Here is a 453-nt window from a genome sequence, read left to right on the forward strand (position 1 = left end):
CCCGGAAGCTAAGCCCTCCAGCGCCGATGGTACTGCACCCGACAGGGTGTGGGAGAGTAGGACACCGCCGAACACCCGTTACCGGAAGCCCCCCAACCTCGTTGGGGGGCTTCCGGCATTTCCGCGTTCCTCGTGGGCGCAGCCGAACCCGTCCTGAGTTGCACCAGGTTGGCCGATTCTCGGGACGGATCCGGCGTTTGTGCTGGTGACAGCGGTGCGGGTTCGGGAAATGGCACACTAACGGCTCGGTAGACTCCCGCTCTGTGGCTGCCTACATCCGCAAAGTCCGCACCGCGTCGGGCGCGACCGCGGTGCAGATCGCAGCTAAGCAAGGCCGCCGAGACAAGGTGCTCGAGCACCTCGGCTCGGCGCATACCGACAGTGAACTCGCCGCTCTGCTCGAGACCGCCCGCGAGAAACTTCTTGCCGGCCAGCAGCAACTCGATCTCGACC

Annotated in this window: 1 pseudogene; it reads left to right on the plus strand. The window is 65.6% G+C overall.

The window, feature by feature from the left end:
• Positions 1 to 263: 263 nt before the first annotated feature.
• Positions 264 to 453 (plus strand): annotated as a pseudogene (locus G6038_RS30855) (IS1634 family transposase); the annotation flags it as partial.

It is taken from the genome of Rhodococcus sp. 14C212 (genome assembly GCF_011058195.1).
GTDB lineage: Bacteria > Actinomycetota > Actinomycetes > Mycobacteriales > Mycobacteriaceae > Rhodococcus > Rhodococcus aetherivorans.